Below are 18,175 nucleotides of genomic sequence, written 5' to 3' on the forward strand. Positions count from 1 at the left end.
AACGTGGACATGGAGATTCTGCCGATGCTGACATCCGCCTGGGACGATCGGATGTTATAGGGCCCCGTCGCCGGCGTAAAACGCGACACCGTGATCCCAGGGGATTTTCGCATGGCCGTCACCACGATCGAGACCACCGATGCGGCTGACGGCCGAACCTATCCGGGACGGGCGGCCGTCGTCAGCTGGATCTTCTTCGATTGGGCCACGCAGCCCTACTTCACGCTGATCACGACCTTCGTCTTCGCGCCCTATTTCGCCGCCCACGTCGCGCCCGATGCGGCGAGCGGTCAGGCGCTGTGGGGCTTTGCGACGGCCGCGGCCGGCATCGTCATCGCGCTGCTGTCACCGCTGCTCGGCGCCATCGCCGATGCGACCGGACGGCGCAAGCCGTGGATTGCCGCGTTCGGGGCGATGCTGGTGATCGGCTCTGGCCTGATGTGGATCGGGCGGCCCGGCGCACCCGAACTGATTCCGCAGCTGCTCGCGGCCTACGTGATCGCCACCATCGGCGTCGAATTCGCGACCGTGTTCAACAATGCGATGATGCCGACCCTGGTGCCGCCGGAGCGCATCGGCCGCCTGTCCGGCACCGGCTGGGCCACCGGCTATGTCGGCGGCATTCTCTCGCTGATCATCGTGCTCGGTTTTCTCGCGGCGAATCCGGACAGCGGCCGCACCTTGTTCGGACACACGCCGCTGTTCGGGCTCGATCCGGCGACGCATGAGGGCGACCGCATCTCCGGGCCGCTCACCGGCCTCTGGTTCATCGTCTTCGTACTGCCGATGTTTCTGTTCACGCCGGATTTTCCGGCGCGGCACCGGCTCGGCGCGGCCGTGCGCGAAGGCCTCGATCAATTGAAGAAGACGTTGCGCAGCCTGCCGCAGCAGCGCGACATCGCGCTCTTCCTGCTCGCCAACATGATCTACACCGACGGCCTGGTGTCGCTGTTCGCATTCGGCGGCATCTATGCCGCGGGGACGTTCGGCTGGAACACGATCCAGATCGGCACCTTCGGCATCATCCTCGCCGCCGCCGGCACGTTCGGCGGCTGGCTCGGCGGCAAGCTCGATGACCGGCTCGGGCCGAAGCGGGTGATCGCCGGCAGCATGAGCCTGCTGCTGCTCGCGATCATCGCGATCCTCCTGGTCAGCCGGGATTCGATCCTGTTCATTCCGGTCGCGCCGGCCTCGCCCGGAGGCCCGCTGTTCGGCTCGTGGCCCGAGCGCGCCTACCTGCTGCTCGGTTGCGTCATGGGCGCCTGCGGCGCGCCGCTGCAGGCGGCCTCGCGCTCGCTGCTGATCCGGATGGTGCCGCGCGACCGTGTCGCGCAGTATTTCGGCCTGTTCGCGCTGACGGGCAAGGTCACGTCATTCATCGGCCCGCTGCTGATCGGCATCATCACCGCGGCGACCGCGAGCCAGAAGGCCGGCATGGCCACGCTGGTGCTGTTCTTCGCGACGGGGCTGATCCTGCTGGCGCGGGTCAACGTAGATCGACGTGCAGGGCAGGGCGCGTGACACTTGCCCCGCCGTCATTCCGGGGCGCCCGGAGGGCGAGCCCGGAATCCATACTCACGATCGTGGTGATGGATTCCGGGCCTGCGCCTTGCGGCGCATCCCGGAATGACGGCGGAGGTTGTGGGCGCGATCAGTGCCGGAAGTGCCGGACACCCGTGAGCACCATCGCGATGCCGTGCTCGTCGGCGGCCTTGATGACCTCGTCGTCTCGCACCGAGCCACCGGGCTGGATGACGGCGGTGGCGCCGGCCTCGATGCAGGCCAGCATGCCGTCGGCGAATGGGAAGAACGCGTCGGAGGCGACCACCGAGCCCTTGGTCAGCGGCTCGGCGAGCTTCAGCTCCGCCGCGGCATCGAGCGCCTTGCGGGCGGCGATGCGCGCCGAATCGACCCGGCTCATTTGTCCGGCGCCGATGCCGACGGTCGCCGAGTCCTTGGCATAGACGATGGTGTTGGACTTCACGTGCTTGGCGACGCGGAAGGCGAAGCGCAGGTCGCGCAACTCGGCGTCGGTCGGCGCGCGCCTGGTCACGACCTTCAGCGTCATGTCGTCGACCACGGCGTTGTCACGGCTCTGCACCAGCATCCCGCCGGCGACGGTCTTGGCCGTGAGGCCGGCCTCGCGCGGATCGGGCAGCGCGCCGGCCAGCAGCAGCCGCAGGTTCTTGCGGCCGGCGATGATCGCGATCGCCTCCTCGGTGGCATCGGGCGCGATGATCACCTCGGTGAAGATGCCGGTGATAGCGCGCGCGGTGGCGGCGTCGAGCTTGCGGTTCATCGCGATGATGCCGCCGAACGCCGAGGTCGAATCGCAGGCCAGCGCCTTCTGGTAGGCGGTGACGAGGTCCGGACCCTCGGCCACGCCGCACGGATTGGCGTGCTTGACGATGACGCAGGCCGCGGTGCGCGCCGGGTCGAACTCGGCGATGCACTCATAGGCCGCATCGGTGTCGTTGATGTTGTTGTAGGACAGCTCCTTGCCCTGCAGCTGGCGCGCGGTGGCGACGCCGGGGCGCCGTCCGGGCAGCGCGTAGAACGCGGCGTGCTGATGCGGGTTCTCGCCGTAGCGCAGCGACTGGATCAGCTTGCCGCCGAAGGCGCGATAGTCCGGCGCATCGTTCTGGATGGTGGCGGCGAACCAGTTCGAGATCGCCGCGTCATAGGCGGCGGTGCGCGCATAGGCCTTGGCGGCGAGCCGGCGGCGCAGCAGCAGCGTGGTCGACCCATCGTGGCGCGCGAGGTCCTCGAGCACGGCCTCGTAGTCGTTGACGTCGACGACGACGGCGACGTCCTCGTGGTTCTTCGACGCCGCTCGGATCATCGCCGGGCCGCCGATGTCGATGTTCTCGATGCAGTCGCTGAACGACGCGCCGCGCTCGACGGCGGCTTCGAACGGGTAGAGGTTGACGACGAGCAGGTCGATCGGAGCGATGCCGTGGGTCTTCATCGCCTCGGTGTGCTCGTCATTGCCGCGGATCGCGAGCAGGCCGCCATGCACCTTGGGATGCAACGTCTTGACGCGGCCATCCATCATCTCGGGAAAGCCGGTGAGGTCGGACACGTCCTTCACCTTCAGGCCGGCCTCGGCGATGGCCTTGGCGGTGCCGCCGGTCGAGATCAATTCCACGCCGCGGGCGGCGAGCGCCCGCGCGAAGTCGGTCAGGCGGGTCTTGTCGGAAACGGAAAGCAGAGCACGACGGACGGGACGAAGCTGGTTGGTCATGGCGGGCAGAATCCTTGTGCAGGAGGTTCAGTTGCCCAGGCGCACGGCGGTCGATCCCGCGCTCCCCGATGGTGCTCCATCCAAAGTCGCCAGTCGCGCGAGAGCCGGGCTCATAGCAGCTTTTGCCGGCGGCGACAACGGTCTGCCGCCTACAGCGGCAGTTCGGGCTCCCGCCTTGCATTCCTGCGCGCGTTGGTCTCGCTCGGCGACGTCGACGAGCGGACGAAGCTCCACCGGATGGACGGGGCCTGCTGGGCGTCCTGGCGGATCACGAGCTGGGTGGTGCGGCGCGGGCCGTCATTGCCGGCGAGGAAGACGCTGTCCTCGAGGTCGACGCGGTCCTCGAAGGTCTCGAAGGTCCAGACCTCGCGATTCGGCAGCACCAGCATGGCGCCGCGGCCGTCGCTGAGCCGGCTGGCCTTCACCGCGGGATGCAGATGAAAGCGCAGCGTGTAGTCCGACCCGCCGCCGCGCAGCCGAGCGCCCTGCGCCGGCGTCACCGTGTCCTCGCCGTCGAGCCGCGCGCCGTCCTCTGCCGCCACCAGCACGCGGCGGTGGATCAGTCCGAACTTGGCGGCGTAGCCATTGTGCGAGGTCGACAGCACGGTGCCGTCGGGCACGACCTCGCGGAAATTCTCCACCCGCGTCGGGCCCGACACGATCGGCGCGCCGTGCAGCAGGCGCTTCATCGCCGACATCTCGACGAAGGTGCAGGACGAGGTGTTGTGATAGGTCAGCGTCGAATGCGCGACCGTGCTGCGCGCGAAGGTGCGCCAGTTGTCGCGCCCGGTGGACGGCATGCCGCAATTGATGATGATGCGGCTCGTCCCCGACGACATCTCGAAGGCGAGGCAGCCGGCATGCGCCTCGTGGCTGAGATGCGGCGGCGGCGGGGGGCCGGTGTCGACGATGACCGTCATCTGTCCGGCATCGAGGCGCTGGAAGCCGGAATGCGGCATGCTCGCCATCGGCGTGCCGTGCGTGTCGTCATAGGCGAGCAGGGTTGCCAGCAGGTCGGACGGCGTGCCGCCCATGCCGTTGAACAGCGCCATGTTGCCGTCGCCATGCCGGAAGAAGCGCAGCATCGGCATCATCCGGTCGATGGCGTTGAGCAGCGCCGGCGGCGGCGCGATGTTGCGCGCGGCGAAGGTCTGGCGCAGCGGCAGCAGGTCGATCAGGAGCTCGATCAGCGCGCCCGGATTGCGCGATACGTGCCCGCCATCGGGCAGGATCTGCCGCTGCAATTCGTCGGATAGTTTCCGGCTGGCGCTGCGGATGTGCTTGGCCTGGTTGGCGAGGCACAGGGCGGCGTAGCACAGCGCGATCAGCACCTGCAGCCGCGGCGCTCCGTCCGGGATGTCGATGGTCGAATAGCGCAAATAGCGGATCTCGCGGGTCAGCCCGCGCAGGTAGCGGCGGTAGAACTTGCCGTCGGAATCGGCGAGCACCAGCGGCGCCTGTGACAGCAGCGAGATCACCCGGCGGGCCAGCACGTCGGCCCTGCGGCTCAGCGGATGACGTCCGATCTGGTTGGTGATCCAGTCGTCCACCAGGGCCCGGGCATTGGCGCGGGTGAGAGCCGTATCGGCTGCGCGAAGATGCCGCAGCCAGCCGAAGCCGAGCAGGGCGACCTCCCAGTCCTCGGACGGCGGCTCCAGGTCGAAGATCGAGCGGCCATGGCAGGTCACGATCTTGCCGGCGAACACGAATCGTCCGGCATAGATCTCGGCCGCCCGGGTGGCGTCGGAGGTGCGCAGGTCATGCGGCGCAATGATGAGCCGATCGGCGCGGCCCGGCCATAATCCGGATACCGATACCGATACGCCGCTGACATTGGACATCAGGCTGCGCGCAAAGCGGCCCAGAACCAACGTCGATATGCGTCTGCGTTGAGCGGCGGACACGCCAAGCCTTAGGTCGAGAGGGGGATTCGGTTGCGGACCCTTAGTAGATCGCAAATGCCGCCGATACACCATTTTTGGCCCTGATGCAGCATCATCGCGGGACCAGAATCTGGTGCAAAATCAGGATTTAACGACTAACGCAACGCCGACGCCCTCAACCTGCTACCGCAAATGAGGCGGTGCACGGCGCGCACGATGACACGCTCAAGGCCGCCGCTCCAGTCTCGCCGCATAAAAACCGTCGAGGCCGCCGAGCCGCGGGTCGGCGTGGGGCAAATGGCAGGGCAGGGTGCGCAGGTCGCCGGCCGGCGTTACCAGCTCGGCCAGTCCGGCCACCTCGGCCGGGTCGATCGGAACACGGCGAAGCTCGGCGCTGCCGGCGAGAACGTGGTCGACCACATGCTCGCCCTCCTCGGGCTCGAGCGAGCAGGTGCAATAGACCAGGGTTCCGCCCGGCTTGAGCAGGCCCGCCGCCCGGGTCAGCAGCCGGCTCTGGGTGTCGGCCAGCGCGGTGATGTCGGCTTCGCTGCGCAGCCAGCCCACGTCGGGATGGCGGCGGATGGTGCCGGTCGAGGTGCAGGGCGCATCGAGCAGGATGCCGTCGAACCCGCCGCCGCCGGCCGGTTGCCATTCGGCGGCGTCGGCCACGGCCGTGTCGGCCGCAAGCTGCAGCCGGGTCATGTTGTCCTTCAGCCGGCTCATCCGGGCGGGGGAGCGGTCGACGGCGGTGACGCGGGCGCCGCCATGGGCGAGCTGGGCGGTCTTGCCACCCGGAGCGGCACAAAGGTCGGCGATCGTCTTGCCGGCGACATCGCCGAACAAGCGGGCCGGCAGCGCGGCGGCTGCATCCTGCACCCACCACTGGCCCTCGGCGAAGCCCGGCAGCACCGTCACCGAGCCATGCAGCACGGTGCGCACGGTTCCGGTCGGCAGCACCTCGCCGTGCAGCCGGGACGCCCACTGCGCCGGCTCCGACTTGACGGTGAGGTCGAGCGACGGCTCCTGGCCGAGCGCCGCGGCAATGTCCTTGGCGGTCGCCTCGCCGTAATGGTCGGTCCATCGCTTCAGCAGCCAGGGCGCAATGTCGAGCGGCTGGCCCTTGGCATCGTCGAGCAGGCCCGCGCCCTCGCGGGCGCAGCGCCGCAGCACGGCGTTGACCAGCCCGGCATATTTCGCGGCTCGGCGGTCGGCCTGCACCAGTCGGACCGACAGGTCGACGGCCGCGTGGTCCGGCACGTCCATCCACAGGATCTGGGCGGCGCCGATCAGCAGCGCGCTCTGCGCCCGCGGCGCATCGGTCGGAACGCCGCGGTCGAGCAGCCGCGACAGCACGTGACCGAGCGTGCCGAGACGGCGCAGCGTGGTGGCGACGAGACGGCGCATCAATGCGCGGTCACGGTCGGCGAGCTGCTTCAGGCCGGGATGTGCTCCGGCGCCATCGAGCTGGTCGTCGAGCGTGCGGTGCTTATGCAGGACCCCATCAACCACGTCGGCGGCGATTCGCCGCGCCGCGAGGCCCGGGACTTCGGAAGGAGTCGCAAAACGCGGCGGGGGCATGCCTGGAAATTACTCGCGAAAAGAAGAAAGGCAGTTCCGCGACGATCGGGTGCATGCCATCAGCTTGCGGGTCCTCTGCCACCGGAATATGCCAAATGTAAGAATCGGCTCTGCTTTTATTAGCCCTGTTTTTTCATGGGTGGGCACACGATCTGATGAGGTCGGGAACGAACCGGTTCAATGGTGGAATGGTAAGATGAACAACGAGCCCGAGAACGAGCCCAAGAGTGAGCCGAAGGGCAAGCCCGCATTGGCCGTGGTCGCCAGCAATGAGTCGCCGCGCAAGGCGTTGACGCCGGCTGCGCAACGCGCGCTGGCCGAAGCCGAGGAGCGCCGTCGGCTCGCGGCCGAGCAGGCCCAGCCGCGACCGAAGGAGTTGCAGGGTCCCAAAGGGCCGGAGCCGACCCGCTACGGCGACTGGGAACGAAAGGGCATCATCTCGGACTTCTAGAGGGCCGATGCATCGGCGATGGATCGGCGCTCAGAGGTAATGATGCTCGCGCAGATGCCGGACGATCAGCTCGGCCGCGGCTTCTGCCGACAGTGCCCCGCCATCGATGGTGATGTCGGGCTTCTCGGGCACCTCGTAGGGCTGGTCGATTCCCGTGAAGTTCGACAATTCGCCGGCGCGCGCCCGCTTGTAGAGGCCCTTGGGATCGCGGGCCTCGCACGTCGAAAGCGGAGTCGCGACATGGATCTCGATGAACTCACCATCGTCGAAGCGCCGGCGCGCCATGTCGCGGTCGGCGCGGAAAGGTGAGATCAGCGACACCAGCGTGATCAGGCCGGCGTCGACGAGCAGTGCGGCGATCTCGGTCACCCGGCGAATGTTCTCGACCCTCGCCTCCGACGTGAACCCGAGGTCGCGATTGATGCCGTGGCGAAGATTGTCGCCGTCGAGCAGCATCGTGTGACGGCCGAGCTCGCACAGTCGCCTGTCGACCAGATTGGCGATGGTGGATTTGCCGGCGCCGCTCAATCCGGTGAGCCAGAGCACGCAGGGCTTCTGCTGCTTCAGCCGCGCGCGCATCGATTTGTCGACGTCGAGCGTGTGCCAGCTGACGTTCGCCGGCCGCCGCAGCGGCGCATCGACCAGGCCAGCCGCGACCGTCCGACGGCTGAACGGGTCGATCAGGATGAAGCTGCCGAGATCGCGATTGTCGCGATAGGCATCGCAGACCAGCGGCCGATCGAGAACCACTTCCACGCAGCCGATCTCGTTGGCCTCCAGCGTCAGCGCAGATTCCTTTGCCATCGTCTCGATGCAGACGCGATGCTTCATCGTCGAGACCACGGCGCCGATCGACGACGTCCCGGATTTGAGCACATAGCGGCGGCCGCGCCGCATCGCCTCGTCGTCGAACCAGATCAGGTGCGCCGCGATGTGGTCGGTCACCATCGGCGGCGTGCCGGAGGTGAGCACGTCGCCGCGGCTCGCATCGACCTCGTCGGCGAGCAGCAGCGTCACCGACTGCCCCGATACGGCCTGCTGCAGCCGGCCGTCGGCGGTGACGATGCCCGAGATGCGGCTGCGTCGGCCCGAGGGCTGCACGACCACGGGATCACCACAATGCACCGTACCGCCGGCGACGCGACCGCTGAAGCCGCGAAACTCGGGATTTGGCCGGTTGACCCATTGCACCGGAAAGCGGAATGGCCGGCTCTCGATGCCGTCGGACACGTCGACCGCCTCGAGATGCTCCATCACGCTCGGTCCGTCGTACCAGGGCATGCGCCCGCTGTTGCCGAAGACGTTGTCGCCGTCGCATGCCACCACGGGAATGCATTGCACGTCGGCAATTCCGAGCTGCTCGGCCATGGTGCGGAATGCCACCGAGATTGCAGTGAAGCGGTCGGCATCGAAGCCGACCAGATCCATCTTGTTGACGGCCACCAGCACGTGACGCACGCCGAGCAGAGCGAGGATATGGCTGTGCCGGCGGGTCTGGCTGACGACGCCCTTGCGGGCGTCGACCAGCACCACGGCGAGTTCGGCATGCGATGCGCCGGTCGCCATGTTGCGGGTGTATTGCACGTGGCCCGGCGTATCGGCGACGACGAAGCGGCGGCGCCGGGTGGCAAAGAAGCGGTAGGCGACGTCGATCGTGATGCCCTGCTCGCGCTCGGCCTGCAGGCCGTCCACCAGCAACGCGAAATCGAGCGCCGGCCCGGCGGTGCCGGCGACCTTGCTGTCGGCGGCGAGGGCGTCGAGCTGGTCGTCGAGCAGCATCTTGGAATCGAACAGCAGCCGTCCCACCAGCGTGCTCTTGCCATCGTCGACGCTGCCGCAGGTGACGAGGCGGAGGGTCGGCCTGTCATCAGTCTGCGTCCACGCCGACTCGCGCGTCCGGCCGAGGATTGCGGAGTGAGCAGCCATCAGAAATAGCCCTCCACCTTCTTGCGCTCCATCGAGGCGGCGCTGTCGCGATCGATCACGCGGCCTTGCCGCTCGGAGGTGCGCGATGCCGCCATCTCCCGCACGATTGCGGCGAGATCGGACGCTGTCGACGGCGTTGCGCCGGTCAACGGATAGCAGCCGAGCGTCCGGAACCGGATCGAGCGCCATTGCGGGGTCTCACCGGGTTGCAGCGGCATGCGATCGTCGTCGACCATGATCAGCGCGCCGTCGCGTTCGACCACCGGCCGCAGGCTGGCGAAATACAGCGGAACGATGGGAATGGCTTCGAGCTGGATGTAGTCCCAGACGTCCAGCTCGGTCCAGTTTGAGAGCGGGAACACGCGCATGCTTTCGCCGGGGACGAGCAGAGTGTTGTACAGATTCCACAGCTCGGGCCGTTGGTTCTTCGGATCCCAGCGATGGGTGACGCTGCGATGGGAGAAGATGCGCTCCTTGGCGCGCGATTTCTCCTCGTCGCGCCGCGCGCCGCCGATGGCGGCGTCGAAGCCGTGCATCTCAAGCGCCTGGCGCAAGGCCTGGGTCTTCATTACGTCCGTGTAGAGCGCTGAGCCGTGGACGAAGGGGCTGATCTCCTGGGAAAGACCCTCCGGGTTGACGTGCACGAGAAGCTCGAGCCCGAGCTCGCGGACGCGCCGGTCGCGGAATGCGATCATCTCGCGGAATTTCCAGGTCGTGTCGATGTGCAGCAGCGGAAATGGCGGCTTGGCCGGATGGAATGCCTTCATGGCGAGGTGCAGAAGTACCGAGGAATCCTTGCCGATCGAATACAGCATCACCGGCTTGCGGAACTCGGCCGCGACCTCGCGCAGGATGGCGATGCTCTCGGCTTCCAGCCGGCGCAGATGGCTGAGCGCCGAGGGGTGCGTCCGAGCCGCCGCCGGCCGGAAGGCGGATGCGCCTCCGGCCGAAGAGTGACTTGGGCCGTTCATGCAGCCACTCCTGCACGATCGCCGAACAGGCGCGCCGACGTCGCCGCGCTCAGGCCGAGGTCGCGAATGCAGGCTGCAACCGAGTCGCGATAGACGGCATTGACGCCGCAGCGCTCCAGCACACCGAGCTGGGCATCGGTCAACGTGCTGGTCGGGCGAGACTGATAGCGGTAGGCGCTATCGGAGGTGTGGAGGTTGGGCACCTTGTAGATCGCCGCCTCGGTCGGGAAAATGACACGTGCGTTGGTTCCGTGCCCTTGCTCCGGCTGCTGCCAGGAGGTCACGGCTTCCTCGGCAAAGCAGCCCGACAGAGCGAGGCGATCGAACAGCACGCGGATCGATGAGATCGGCTCCTTGCTGACCTCGTAGACGTAGTGCGTAACCGCGACGTCCTGCTCTCTGGCGTAGCTGCAAACCCGCGCTGCGCTGAGCGCCGCGATGACGTAGTGCGCCAGCAAGGTGGTTTCCGAAGCGCGCGAGATCAGCTTGTCCAGCCAGGACGCCAGCGCGCTGGCCGGCTCGCGGTCGAGCGCGATGAGATGCAGCCGGTGTGGCGGATAGCCGGCGTCGATCAGCAGCTTCAACGGATTGAACAGGCTTTCCGCAAGAACGTAGGGCCCGATCGTTTCCTTGCTGAAGATGCGCGGCGTGTCGCTCGCCGAGGGCACGATCCAGGGCGACAGGGGCTGGCCCACCTGCGCATCGCGCAACATGGCTTTCAGCGGCTGGTAGTATGACGGCATGCCCGTCATGCCGAACAGGTTGCTCAGCGCTGTCGATCCGACCCGCGCCTTGCCGCAGGCGAAATAGAGCATTGGGAAGTCGCCGACCGCGCGATTCCGGAAGCTCTCGGCGAGGCAGTCCGTCACCTCGCGCATCAGGGTTTCGAGCGTCGTGGTCCTGGTCTGGAAAGCGCCGACCGGCGACAGGGTCATGGTGTCGAGCGATCGATGATCGTGCCGGATCAGGTCGGCCATCAGTTCGATCGAGCCGGCAGTGGTCATGTCGAAAATCATGAGCTTGCTCCTGGCTGAGCTTGAAAAGGGATTAAAAGAAACGGCGTCGAAAATTGATTGGCGCGCGCGCTACGCGAGTCGGTGCAGCCGTGGTCCGGCTGCACCGAGCCGGTCAGGCTGCGCGGACGGTCTCTAGAAACTTCTCCACCTCCACTTTGAGATTGCTGCTCTGGAACGTCAGCGACCGTGCCGAATCCAGCACCTGCCCCGAGGCCCTTCCAGTGGCGCTGGCACCACGGTTGACCTCCGTGATCCTTTCGGCGACCTCGGCCGTGCCCTTGGCCGCTTCGCCGACATTGCGCGCGATCTCGCGCGTCGCCGCGCCCTGCTGCTCGACCGTGGCAGCGATGGTCGTTGCGATGTCGGAGATCTGGGTGATGGTGGCGCCGATCTCCTTGATGGCGGCGACGGACTCCTGCGTCGCGGCCTGCATGCCGGCGATCTGCGTGCCGATGTCCTCGGTCGCCTTGGCGGTCTGAGCCGCCAGCGCCTTGACCTCGCTGGCGACGACGGCGAAGCCGCGTCCGGATTCACCGGCGCGCGCCGCCTCGATGGTGGCGTTCAGCGCCAGCAGGTTGGTCTGCTCGGCAATCGCCGTGATCAGCTTGACGACGTCGCCGATGCGGCCGGCGGCGGCTTGCAGCTCGTTGATGCGGGCATCGGTCCGTTCGGCCTGCTTGACCGCCTCGTCGGCAATGCGGCTGGAATCGTGGACCTGACGGCTGATCTCGGTGACGGAGGCGCTCATTTCCTCGGTGGCGGAGGCAACGGCCCCGACGTTCGTCGACGCCTCCTCCGACGCCGCGGCCACCATTCCCGACAGCGACTGCGTCTGGTTGGCCGTGCCCGTCAACGTGTCGGCCGCGCCCTCGAGCTGATGGGCCGCCGACGAAACCGTCGTGACGATGCCTCCCACCGCCGCCTGGAATGCATCGGCCAGCTTGATCATCTCCACCCTGCGCTGCTGCGCGGCGATCTTCTCCTGGTTCTTCTGGTCGAGCTCCATCTGCTCGATGCGGATCAGATTGTCCCTGAAGGTGCGAGCCGCGCGCGCATTGTCGCCGACCTCGTCGCCGCGCTCGGTGTACGGAATCTTGACCGCCTTGTTGCCATTGGCGAGTTCGAGCAGGACTTCGCCGACGCGCCGGATAGGGCGGGCGATGGTGAGCGACGAGAACACGGCCGAGCCGATCAGGATCAGCACCACCAGAGCGCCGACCACGATCGCGACGTTGCCGACGCGCTCCATCTCGGCCGACAACTGGCTCTGCCGCAGCGACAGCATGTCCGTGGCGATCTTCACACCTTCGCCCAGCCGCTTCCTGATCTCCTGATCGGTGGTGACGACCGTCTCGTCGAAGATCCGCCGGCTGGCCTCGTCGGCCTTGAAGTAGTCCAGCGCCGCCGCCTTGAACGCGGTCGCGGTGGTGATCAGCTCGTCGATCCCGGCCTGGATGTCCTTGTTGTTGGTGAGCTCGCGGGACTTCTGCATGTCGGTGAGCAGCGAGTCCAACCCTGCGGTCACGATGTCGCGTTGTGCCGGATCCGAGGTCGTGCCGAAGCGCCAGCTCGCAGCGTTGACCGAGGCCATGGCGGCGTCGACCGTGCGCAGTTCGGATTCGATGCTGAAATGCACGGGGGAGGCGAGCAGGCTGGGCAGGCTCATCAGCTTGGGAAAGCTGCGCTTCCAGGCGTCGAAAGCCTGGTTGCGAGCCGAGATCTTGGCGAGAACTTCGCCGCGCGCGCGCGCGAAATCGGCGCCGGCTGCGGCGGACTTGTCGATGGACTGGCGAATCTCCGCATACAGCTGCTGCGCCACGGCGCGGGTCGCGCGCTGACGTGCGGCCTCGACTTCACTGCCGGCGGCGGCGAGGTTGCCTTGGAGCGCCTGCAGGCTGGCCTGGAGCCGGTCAGGCGTCGTCGCCCGGGCGATCTCCTGCTGGTTGAGCTGAGCGCGCAGCAGCGCCGCGTCGGCGCCCTGCGCATTGGACTTGTTGGCCATGTTGATGACGGCCAGGCGAGTCAGTTCGGCGATCGACTGGTTGCCGACGATCTGGTTGGCCAGCATGCCCGCGACCAGGACCACACCGATCCCCGCCGTAATCCCGAGCTTCGTTCCTATTTTGAAATTAAACCCGAACATCCCCACTCCCCAGAGTTGTATCCGGGTAGTAGGCTCAACCAAGATTAAAGAAGTTATAAATACCGCAGGCCGTACAACTACAGGTGAAAAGTTCCGTCCGGGAACCGCTAGGAGGGAATGTATTCTAGGGGCCCCGATTCCCGGATGTGACGGCGTGGTCGTTCAGCGCGTCACCACCACGGTCGTGCCGATCGAGACGCGCTCGTAGAGGTCGGTGATGTCCTGGTTGAGCATGCGGATGCAGCCATACGAGACGTAGCCGCCCACCGAATTCGGCACGTTGGTGCCGTGGATCGCATATTCACCGCCGGCGAGCGTCAAGGCGGCGACGCCCATCGGATTGCGCGGCGAGCCGCCGGGAATGACATCCGGCAGTTCCGGCTTGTCGCGCTTGACGGCGGCGGGTGGAGCCCAGGCCGGATTCTTGTACTTGCCGTCGATCTTGGTGGTGCCGGCCCATTGCCGGCCCACCTTGCCGACTCCGACCGGGTAGCGCATGGCGTGGCTGCCATCGAGCACGAGGTAGAGCTTGCGTTCGCCTGTCCTGACCACGATCGTGCCGGGCGAATAGTCGCCGGCAATGCCGACCAGTTCGGGCCGGGCTGAGGCCGTGCCGGCCGTCGCCAGCGTGGCGCCGATCGCCGATGCCGCCACCATCACCGCCTTTGCCAAGGCCAGCCTGATCGCTGCCATCCGCATCGCATCCCCCTTGCCCGGTGACACCGGTGACACTCCCCGCCGGGAGCACTCGGATCGCTTGAGGAAAGGAAAACTTCGTCCGCAAGTAAATGACATGAAAACAACACTCCCGCGGAAACATCCGCGGGAGTGTCGAGGTCCTTGACGAATCCGAGGACGGCGCGCCGGACAGGCCGGGCTCAGGCCTGCTTCTCCTTGCGGTTCTGCCGGTGCTGCACGAGATCGTCGACCACGCCGGGATCGGCGAGCGTCGAGGTGTCGCCCAGCGCGCCCGGCTCGTCCTCGGCGATCTTGCGCAGGATGCGGCGCATGATCTTGCCGGAACGGGTCTTGGGCAGCCCTTGCGAGAACTGGATCTGGTCCGGCGAGGCAATCGGGCCGATCTCCTTGCGCACCCAGGCGACGAGCTCCTTGCGCAGCTCCTCGCTCGGCGTTTCCCCGGCCATCAAGGTGACATAGGCGTAGATGCCCTGGCCCTTGATGTCGTGCGGGTAGCCGACCACGGCGGCTTCCGAGACCTTCGGATGCGCCACCAGCGCGCTCTCGACCTCGGCGGTGCCCATGCGATGGCCGGAGACGTTGATGACGTCGTCGACGCGGCCGGTGATCCAGTAATAGCCGTCGGCGTCGCGGCGGCAGCCGTCGCCGGTGAAGTACTTGCCCTTGTAGGTCGAGAAGTAGGTCATCTCGAAGCGGGCATGGTCGCCGTAAACCGTGCGCATCTGTCCCGGCCAGGAGCGGGTGAGGCAGAGATTGCCGGTGCACTCGCCCTCGAGCGTCACGCCGTCCGCGTCGACGATCTCCGGCACCACGCCGAAGAACGGCCGCGTCGCCGAGCCCGGCTTGAGCTTGGTGGCGCCGGGCAGCGGCGTGATCAGGATGCCGCCGGTCTCGGTCTGCCACCAGGTGTCGACGATCGGGCAGCGGTCGTCGCCGACGACGCGGTGATACCACTCCCAGGCTTCGGGATTGATCGGTTCGCCGACCGAGCCGAGCAGGCGCAAGCTGGCGCGCGAGGTCTTCTTCACCGGCTCGTCGCCGCCCTGCATGAGGGCGCGGATCGCGGTCGGCGCGGTGTAGAAGATGTTGACCTTGTGCTTGTCGATGACGTTCCAGAACCGCGAATTGTCCGGATAGTTCGGCACGCCTTCGAACATCAGCGTGACCGCGCCATTCGCCAGCGGCCCGTACAGGATGTAGCTGTGGCCGGTGACCCAGCCGACGTCGGCGGTGCACCAGTAGACGTCGCCCTCGTGATAGTCGAACACGTATTGATGCGTCATCGCGGCGTAGACGAGATAGCCGCCGGTGGTGTGCAGCACGCCCTTGGGCTGGCCGGTCGAGCCCGAGGTGTAGAGGATGAACAGCGGATCCTCCGCGTTCATGTGCTCGACCGGGCATTCGGTCGTCACCATCTCCGCCGCCTCGTGGTACCAGAAGTCGCGGCTCGGGTTCATCTCCACCTTGCCGCCGGTGCGCTTGACCACGACGACCCAGTCGACATTGTCGACCTTGTTGAGCGCCGCGTCGACATTGGCCTTCAGCGGCACCTTACGGCCGCCGCGCAGGCCCTCGTCGGCGGTGATGACGATCTTGGAATCGCAATCCTTGATGCGCTGGGCGAGCGAGTCCGGCGAGAAGCCGGCGAACACCACCGAATGGATGGCGCCGATGCGGGCGCAGGCCAGCATCGCATAGGCGGCCTCGGGAATCATCGGCAGATAGATGGTGACGCGGTCGCCCTTCTTGACGTTGCGGTTGCGCAGGATGTTGGCCATCTTGCACACTTCGTCATGCAGCTCGCGATAGGTGATGTGCTTGGACTGCGAGGGATCGTCGCCCTCCCAGATGATCGCGGTCTGGTCGCCGCGGCTGGCGAGATGGCGATCGATGCAGTTGTAGGCGGCGTTGAGGACGCCGTCCTCGAACCATTTGATCGAGATGTTGCCGGGGGCGTAGGAGACGTTCTCGATCTTGGTCGGCGCGTGAATCCAGTCGACGCGCCTGGCCTGCTCGGCCCAGAAGCCGTTGGGGTCCTTGATCGAGCGCGCGTACATCTCCTGGTACTTGGCGTCGTCGACAAAGGCGCGTTTCGTCCACTCGGCCGGAACGTCGTAGATCTTCTCGGACATTTCACACCCTCCGCATGCGGCCCGCCGTGGTCCATCGCAGGCCGTCGTTGTTCCCACTATGCGTCCGCGTAACCGGCGGCGACAAGGCAAGACAAGTAGAACCTTCGGCGGGGAGGCGGTCTGCGCAGGATCAAAGAATTGTGCGCAGAGGTTGCGGCAGTCGCGATTTTGGCGAGGCCACCCCGCGTCCAGCCGACGTCAAGGTTACCCCGGATCAGCTCGCGTAACGGTATGATGGGGCCGTTTTGCCCAAATTTAAGGACTCGCCATCCGGGCGATCACACCCTAAATCGCCTTGAAGCTGTGGATAACCCCGCCGGAACCAAACCGGACACCGGGGCATTGAGCGGATGAGCACGACGGCAGGGCGTCTAAAGCAATGATGGACCAGCAGAATTTCGAGAGCCCCCGGGTCGGTCCGGCCGATCCCGAGGTCGCGCTCGCGAAGGCGCTGGGCCAATGGCCGGCCAAGCCGCCCCGCCGCAAGCTGACCCTGAAGGATCTCGCTCACGCCAAGACCGCCGACGCGCAGGCGCATGCCAAGACCACGGTCGAGGAACTGGCCAAGCGCATCGGGTTGAAGCTCGGCGACCAGACCGAGCTGACCATCCGCCGCATCAAGCGCGGCAAGAGCTATACCTTCATTCGCGCCAACGGCACCCAGATCCGCCATGCCGGCACCATCCGCCGCCTCCATGCGATGGCGGTGCCGCCGGCCTATCGCGAGGTGCGCTACGCGCCCGATCCCAGCCTGCACCTGCAGGCGGTCGGCATCGACGCCGCCGGCCGGCTGCAATACCGCTATCACGCCGACTGGGAGAAGGTGCGCGAGCATCGCAAGGCGCATCGCCTCGCCAAGCTGGTCGGCGCGTTGCCGCGCATCCGCCGCGCGGTGTCGAAGCATCTCGCCGGCGACGAGCCGACGCGGGAGTTCGCGCTGGCGGCCGTGATCGAGCTGATCGCCCGCACCGCGATCCGCCCCGGCAGCGAGTCCTATGCGCGCCTCAACGGCACCCGTGGCGCCGCGACGCTGTTGAAGTCGAACGTTCTCCTCGAGGACGACTGCCTGGTGCTGACCTTCAAGGCCAAGGGCGGCAAGGCGGTGCGCAAGGAATGCGACGCCGCCAAGCTGGTGCGCGCCGCCGGCATTCTGCGCGGCCTGCCCGGCCGGCGCATGTTCCAGTATCGCGACGCGCAGGGCGTGGTGCGCGCGGTCTCGACCACCCAGGTCAACGCCTTCCTGCGCGAGATCGCCGGCATCAAGATCTCGCTGAAGGATTTTCGCACGCTGATGGCGTCGGCCGTCGCGCTGGAAACCTTGTCGCGGATCACGCCGGCGGCGAGCGCGCGCGGCCGCAAGAAGCAGATTCTTGAAGCGATCCGCGCCGCCGCCGACGAGCTCACCAACACGCCGGCGATCTGCCGCAAGAGCTACGTGCACGACACCATCGTGACCGCGTTCGAGGACGGCATCCTCGAACGCTTCGCGGCCACCATGAAGGGCCAGCGCTCGCAGACCAAGCGCGAGCAGCTGCTGGCCCAGGTGGTGACGGCCGTCTCGGCCTGAGGCTCCGGTCCGTCAAGCCTGACAGCGCGGTCCGATCTTGGCCGAGGCCAGGAAACGTGCGATCGGATCGAGCTGCTTGCACGGCGCCGCCGCGCTCTTCAGCGGCTCGGCGTTGCGCTTGGCCGGACGCATCACGGTCTTCTTGCCGGTCACCTTGGCACGGCGGGCGACTGATGCGCCACGGCTCTCCGCGCGCACGGCCTTCGAGATCAGCGGCAGGCGCGCGCCCTCGGTGAGGTCCACCGGCGGCGTCTCGAAGCTGCGATCGCTCTCGCTCAACGTATCAACGCCGGGGATCGGCTCGCGGATCAGCGACGACGTCGTCTCGCCGGCGGTATCGGCCGGCGTCACCGCCGCCAGCACCATCTTCGTTGCAAACAAGCAGCAGATTATCACGAGGCAGAACCCCGCAATCCAGATCGTTCTGTTCACTGTTGGAAACCCCCGCCGATCGCGCCGGAGCGTGCAGGACATCCCCTTCCCACAGCCGGCGCCGTGCCCACCAATCAACCTTAAGAAAGTCTTACTCGCAATGTCTTCGGCAGGTTCGGCCGGTCTCGGCTGG

The 18,175-nt window shown here is 66.9% G+C and carries 13 protein-coding genes and 1 riboswitch; of the genes, 3 read left to right on the forward strand and 10 right to left on the reverse strand.

Annotated elements, in window-relative coordinates; all coding sequences use genetic code 11:
* The first annotated feature begins 111 nt into the window (after positions 1-111).
* Entirely contained in the window at positions 112-1,521 is a 1,410-nt protein-coding gene (locus HL666_RS25590) for an MFS transporter (protein WP_172184238.1), read from the forward strand.
* Positions 1,522-1,651: 130 nt separating this feature from the next.
* On the opposite strand, the gene purH is transcribed toward HL666_RS25590, so the two are convergent.
* From purH to HL666_RS25605, 3 genes are all read right to left on the reverse strand, one after another.
* On the reverse strand, positions 1,652-3,244 hold the full coding sequence (gene purH / locus HL666_RS25595) for a bifunctional phosphoribosylaminoimidazolecarboxamide formyltransferase/IMP cyclohydrolase (RefSeq protein ID WP_172184241.1): 1,593 nt from the start codon (positions 3,242-3,244) through the stop codon (positions 1,652-1,654).
* Between the two features lie 26 nt (positions 3,245-3,270).
* Positions 3,271-3,351: riboswitch (ZMP/ZTP riboswitch) on the reverse strand.
* A 42-nt stretch (positions 3,352-3,393) separates the two neighbouring features.
* Positions 3,394-5,085, reverse strand: a complete 1,692-nt coding sequence (locus HL666_RS25600; protein WP_172112970.1) for a heparinase II/III family protein — start codon at positions 5,083-5,085, stop codon at positions 3,394-3,396.
* Between the two features lie 267 nt (positions 5,086-5,352).
* Complete coding sequence (locus HL666_RS25605; protein WP_172112969.1) at positions 5,353-6,705, reverse strand: RsmB/NOP family class I SAM-dependent RNA methyltransferase; 1,353 nt, start codon at positions 6,703-6,705, stop codon at positions 5,353-5,355.
* A 196-nt stretch (positions 6,706-6,901) separates the two neighbouring features.
* On the opposite strand from HL666_RS25605, the gene HL666_RS25610 reads away from it, so the two are divergent.
* A complete protein-coding gene (locus HL666_RS25610; protein WP_172184244.1) occupies positions 6,902-7,156 on the forward strand; it encodes a DUF1674 domain-containing protein in 255 nt (84 codons plus the stop codon).
* Between the two features lie 30 nt (positions 7,157-7,186).
* Here HL666_RS25610 and cysC read toward each other — a convergent pair whose 3' ends face one another.
* The 6 genes from cysC to acs form a co-directional block, all read right to left on the reverse strand.
* Positions 7,187-9,082, reverse strand: a complete 1,896-nt coding sequence (gene cysC, locus HL666_RS25615) for an adenylyl-sulfate kinase (protein WP_172184247.1) — start codon at positions 9,080-9,082, stop codon at positions 7,187-7,189.
* Positions 9,082-10,053 (reverse strand): sulfate adenylyltransferase subunit CysD, encoded by a 972-nt coding sequence (cysD, locus tag HL666_RS25620; RefSeq protein WP_172184250.1) that lies wholly within the window; start codon positions 10,051-10,053, stop codon positions 9,082-9,084. The genes cysC and cysD overlap by 1 nt, the downstream gene beginning before the upstream one ends.
* A complete protein-coding gene (locus HL666_RS25625) occupies positions 10,050-11,069 on the reverse strand; it encodes a sulfotransferase family protein (protein ID WP_172184253.1) in 1,020 nt (339 codons plus the stop codon). The genes cysD and HL666_RS25625 overlap by 4 nt, the downstream gene beginning before the upstream one ends.
* Before the next feature lie 112 nt (positions 11,070-11,181).
* The gene (locus HL666_RS25630) at positions 11,182-13,212 is read right to left on the reverse strand and encodes a methyl-accepting chemotaxis protein (RefSeq protein ID WP_172112964.1); all 2,031 of its coding nucleotides are present in this window, start codon (positions 13,210-13,212) and stop codon (positions 11,182-11,184) included.
* A 162-nt stretch (positions 13,213-13,374) separates the two neighbouring features.
* A complete protein-coding gene (locus HL666_RS25635) occupies positions 13,375-13,869 on the reverse strand; it encodes a L,D-transpeptidase (protein ID WP_172113076.1) in 495 nt (164 codons plus the stop codon).
* Between the two features lie 221 nt (positions 13,870-14,090).
* Positions 14,091-16,043 (reverse strand): acetate--CoA ligase, encoded by a 1,953-nt coding sequence (acs, locus tag HL666_RS25640; RefSeq protein ID WP_172184256.1) that lies wholly within the window; start codon positions 16,041-16,043, stop codon positions 14,091-14,093.
* A gap of 379 nt (positions 16,044-16,422) precedes the next feature.
* Between acs and HL666_RS25645 the strand changes: the two genes are divergently transcribed.
* Entirely contained in the window at positions 16,423-17,610 is a 1,188-nt protein-coding gene (locus HL666_RS25645) for a DNA topoisomerase IB (protein WP_172112962.1), read from the forward strand.
* Between the two features lie 12 nt (positions 17,611-17,622).
* On the opposite strand, the gene HL666_RS25650 is transcribed toward HL666_RS25645, so the two are convergent.
* Positions 17,623-17,991 (reverse strand): hypothetical protein, encoded by a 369-nt coding sequence (locus tag HL666_RS25650; protein ID WP_246739274.1) that lies wholly within the window; start codon positions 17,989-17,991, stop codon positions 17,623-17,625.
* Positions 17,992-18,175: the final 184 nt, after the last annotated feature.

The sequence above is a fragment of the Bradyrhizobium aeschynomenes genome, from assembly GCF_013178945.1.
In the GTDB taxonomy this organism is placed as follows: Bacteria; Pseudomonadota; Alphaproteobacteria; order Rhizobiales; family Xanthobacteraceae; genus Bradyrhizobium; species Bradyrhizobium aeschynomenes.